This window comes from Delftia sp. ZNC0008 (genome assembly GCF_000799035.1).
GTDB lineage: Bacteria > Pseudomonadota > Gammaproteobacteria > Burkholderiales > Burkholderiaceae_C > Comamonas > Comamonas tsuruhatensis.
In genome coordinates, this window is sequence record NZ_JTKZ01000679.1 from 1 (window position 1) to 4,550 (window position 4,550).

General features: G+C 62.8%; 4 protein-coding genes and 1 pseudogene. All 5 read right to left on the reverse strand.

Annotated elements, in window-relative coordinates:
- Positions 1-849, reverse strand: an 849-nt coding sequence (locus tag L995_RS22165; RefSeq protein ID WP_047473736.1) for a portal protein, incomplete at its 3' end; no start/stop codon positions are given.
- Entirely contained in the window at positions 846-2,393 is a 1,548-nt protein-coding gene (locus L995_RS22170) for a terminase family protein (RefSeq protein WP_047473737.1), read from the reverse strand. The genes L995_RS22170 and L995_RS22165, both read right to left, overlap by 4 nt.
- The gene (locus tag L995_RS22175) at positions 2,390-3,190 is read right to left on the reverse strand and encodes a hypothetical protein (RefSeq protein WP_052195855.1); all 801 of its coding nucleotides are present in this window, start codon (positions 3,188-3,190) and stop codon (positions 2,390-2,392) included. Before L995_RS22175 ends, L995_RS22170 begins: the two co-directional genes overlap by 4 nt.
- Before the next feature lie 595 nt (positions 3,191-3,785).
- Positions 3,786-4,334 carry a hypothetical protein gene (locus L995_RS22180; protein ID WP_047473738.1) on the reverse strand — a complete coding sequence of 183 codons (549 nt, stop codon included), beginning with the start codon at positions 4,332-4,334 and terminating at the stop codon, positions 3,786-3,788.
- Positions 4,331-4,550 (reverse strand): annotated as a pseudogene (locus L995_RS34455) (hypothetical protein); the annotation flags it as partial. The gene L995_RS22180 and the pseudogene L995_RS34455, both read right to left, overlap by 4 nt.

Here is a 4,550-nt window from a genome sequence, read left to right on the forward strand (position 1 = left end):
CACCTCGACCCAGCGCCGATACCAAAGCTCGGTCAGGCACAGCTGCTTGTTGGTGCGGTCGTACCACCGCGCCTCCTCCACCGTCCAGCCGCGCGCATCCTGGCCCGCATTGGTCAGGCCCGTGGAACTGCCGCCCTGGTTGGCCAGCCGGCCCGGATAGCCCTGTTGCCACCAGGTGGCGCCATTGCGGCCACAGGACAAGATCAGTTCGCGCGCCTGCGGAAATGCGCGCGCAATGCGCTCGGGATGCAGCCATTTGTCCCGCTTGAAATACCGCGCGTCGCTCAGGTCCCACTCTTCCGCCGTCCAGTCCCAGCGCACCTCGCTGCGGCGCACGACCGCGCATTTATAGCGGTACTGCGTGGGATCGCTCACGCGCTGTACGCCCACGCAGCCAAAGCCCACGGCAGCCTGGGGCCGGAAGGCATCGCTGCAGGCATCGTCGGCATGGGACTCGCGCTCGGCCTCGTTCAGTTCGACGTTGAGCGCGTCTGCCACATCCTTGCTGCCCGTCTGGCCGTTGGCCGTGACACGCCAGTCCGTGCGCGTGGTCTGCTCGTAGCCCGTGAGCGCGCGAAGCGTGGGCCCGATGCGATCCTCGATGGCCGGCGGAATGCCCTGCTCCTTCATGGCGTTCAGCAACTCGGTGTCCAGCTGCTTGCCGTCGGCATAGTCCATCTCCTTGTCCGCCGCGATGCGCCATGGGGGTTCCTCGTCCATCTCGCGCAGCCATTCCGTGTATTCGTGGAGCGATACCTCGCCCTCACCCATGCGCAGATCATCATCCCCGGCATCCAGAGAACCCTCGGCTTCGGGCGAGTCCACGTCCATCGTGCTGGTGTTGATCAATTGAGCCTCCAATCGGTCTCTTCGGGTTCTTCGTATTCGTGCCGTTTGCTGCCGGGCTCAGGGATGCCCTGGACAAAGGTCATTGCCACCGCGTCGCCCTTGTCAGGGGAGCGGCCCAGCGCCTTGCGGATGTCGTCCTTGGACAGCATCTGGATCGCCGCGACCCGGCCCAGGGTCACCACCTTGTAGCGAACGGCTGTCAGGTCGGCCAGCAGCTCCGGGTCTGGCGGCAGCGCGATGGGATTGGGATTCGTCGGGTCCAGGGCCTCGCGCAGAAGCCAGTACATTTCCGCGCGCCGGTTCCGGAAGCGCAGATTGCCGGCCTTGGTCATGGCGTTGGACGTTTCCGAGCCGTTGACCGCGAGCACCAGCAGGTTCAGGCCCACGATGAAATCCAGCGCGCTGGAGCCGATGCCTATGCTGTCCACGCAGATGCACGCGCCGTCGCGCACCAGGGGCGTGACAAAGCCAGCCGTTGTCGGGCCGTCCTTGGTGACCGCGCCGGGCACGGTGATCAGTTCATCGAACCAGGCGCCGTGGCGCCGCGCCGCCGAAGTCTTGTCGATGCCGCCGCGCGCCGGGTCCAGGCCCAGGGCCGTCATGCCGCCCTTGGCCTCGCGCGGCTTCCACCGGGCCTGCGCCGCCTTCACCCACTCGGTGGGGATCACCTGCCAGGCTGGGTCCGCGCTGCCGGCGTTGAAGTCGCCGTTGAGCATCTTGCTGCGCAGCGGCTCGGGCAGGGACTGCAGCGTGGCCTTGTAGCCCGTGGACAGCAGAAACAGGTTGTCGTTGACGCTGGAGGGTATGAAGGTCCGGCTCTTGGGCGTCATCAGGTCCGGGCCGACCATCACGGGCTCAGGGCCAGGAACCTCCTGGTCCTCGCCCTTTTCATTGGTCACGAACCAGCGCAGCTCGCCTGGCTTGGCCGGGTTCGGGTGGGAAGGCTCCAGCCACGGTGCCCAGAAGCGTTTGACCCATTCGCCTTCAGGCTCGGTAGGCGGGTTGCCCGCGCAGACCACGCGCTGCCGGATGGTCGGGTCATCGGTGCGCAGCCAGCCGATCAGGGAGCGGAACTGCAGCTCGGTGAAGTGGGTGATCTCATCGAAGCCTTTGAAGTCGTGCGCGCGGCCCTGGTACTTGATCCAGTCGCCCGGCTCCTTCACGCTGCCCAGCTCCAGGACCTTGCCCTGCGGCAGCCGCCAGATGCCGTCCTGGCTGTTATAGCCATCGCGCGTGCCCAGGATCGAAGTCATGCGCTCCTCGATGCCGGTCAGCTGCACGGACTGACGCCGGAAGATGATGCTGTGCTTTTGCTTGGTCAGTGGCAGGCCCAGCAGCAGGTCGGTCTTGCCGCCGCCGGCCGCGCCGCCGTAGAAGACGATATCGGCGTCGGACTCGAAGGCCACTGTTTGGGGACCAGGCTGCGGCACCCAGATGGGCGCATCGCCAGACAGCAGCAGGGAGTCCAGCTCCGCGCGCGTGTCCGCGTCCAGGCCCTTGAGCAGATCCAGGATATCGGCCGTGGTCAGCGCGGGCGTGGTCATTTCTCACCCCGCTTCGCCGCGAGCGTGGCCAGCAGCATGGCCGCGCCCGGGCCGCCATTGAGCAAGGCCGCGAGCCTCACTGCACGCTCGGCATCGGTCATCTGCTTGAGCGCGCCCGGCTCATCGCCTTTCTCGGAAAGCTTGTCCATGCCGAACGCAGTGCGCTCCATGTCCACCAGCTTCTGGAGGCTCTCGGCGAGAGTCTTCATGGTCTTGGAGCGCTCGGACAGGCTGATGACCTTGTGATAGAGGTCGTTGAGGCGGTCCTGGCCGTTGTCGTCTGGCTGCCGCAGCATCTCGCCCAACTCGCCGAGCAGCACCAAGGTATCCGGGTCGGTCTGTTTTTCCAACTCGTCCAACAGGGTGTTGGTGACGCGGCGCGCACGCTGGATATCCCTGCGATGGGCCAGGCGAACGTCGGCTACGGCCTGAGCATTGGCATCGATGACGGCCCGTTCCCGAACCTTAGTATCCGTGGATACCTCGCTGGATACCGCCGCCTTGGATACCAACGCATCGGCCTTTGCCTGGATCTTTACACCCAGGTCGCGCTCCCATCCATCACGCTTTGCGCGCTTGTTGATGGCTCCATGAGTGATGCCGTTCTCGTCGGCGATCTGGCGAAGGGTCTTGATGCCGGCCCGGTAGTCCAGCTCGATGCGCTCCCAGTCAGCCGGGACGCTGGTCGCCGCGCGGCTGGCAGGTAAGGCCACGCCTGCGGCCGATTTGTCAGCAGCAGGCTTCTTGGGTGCAGGTTTCTTTTGAGGCTCGGACTTGCCGGCAGGACGTTGGGCCATGGCCGGAAGTGTTCCAACCAGCCCCATGGATGTCGAACCCTAGACAGGGTGATCAGGCGCCCGAGTTGATCCAATTGCTGTCATTGGTGGCGAAGTAAGGCAACATCACGCAAAAAAGAACGGGCCAGCATAGTGCGGCCCGCACGAGCGAATGACTAGAACTCAGTGCCTGTCTGAGAACACTAAGTTATTTTCCAGGAAGCTGACTGGAGATACTAGCCAGATGCTCTTGCGCTTTCTGAATGATGGCAGGAGCACAAGCCAAACATATGTTCGTACGGATGCCCGGCACTTGCTCATATGCGAAATGTTTTTCACCAGGCATGATTTGGTGTTTTGAACTCGCGTCGCAAGTTCGTTTTGCAACTGCCACCTCGTAACGGAAGCTGGATAAGATATTTCTAATTGCCGGCATGCGTACTCCAAATTTGATGTTAGCAAACGTAATATACCCCACATTGCGCTTCAAACCATAGATCACGAATCGACGAAACGAGTTCATTCACATGCGGCGTGTAAGCTAGCGGCCAAAAAATAGCGTTCAACGACTATCCTGATCAATACAGACTGCTTTCGACTTTGGTAAAAAATCGACTCAGGGCGTCAGCTCTGAGAGTAAGTCAGCCTGTCGCTGATCCTGGCGCTTGACAGCCTTCAGCCCCTTAACTTCTCTTTCCAATGATCGCCGCTTTGCCACCTCCTCCAGCAGTTGGTCATGCAATTCCGTGACGCGCGCCAGTGCTGTATGTTCAAGTGCAATCCCGGCATAGGCTTGCCCAACCATTCCGCCCTCGGTCCTATTCAAGTGAACAACATGCTCTCCAATTTCAAGAATGGAGCGCCCATCGGTAAGGTGTGTGACCGTCACAGCGCGCGCCGGCCCGTGCTGGTGCACCGGGCGATAGCACTGCTTCACCGCCGAGATCATTCCCTCGCCACGCAGCACCTTGATGCGGTCGTCCACTGTGGTGAGGTTTAGGCCCGTCATCTTGTGGATGCGGTCGCGCGTAGGCTCCTCGCCCGCTTCGTGCAGCTGACGGATCGCCTCATAGACCTGAGTCAGCGTAGGCACGGCCTCGACCGCGCCCGTGTCCGGATTGCCGCCGGCTGTCTTGTGGATGGTGCTGGTGATGGCTTGGTTCATGCGGTTTCACTCCAGAGGGGAAGTCGTTGTGGCCATTGGCCGGATGCAAGAATCGTGTGGCGGGTGATGCGGCCCCATTCGAGGCCGTAGTCCCGATGGGCTTCGCGGCCGCCGTCAACAAGGCGGTATTGGTCGTAAGCGACGTGGCAGCCCTCGATGCCCGGCCGGGTGCAGCACAGCGGGAATCCGGTGCGGTCGTCTGTCTTGAGCGCGAAG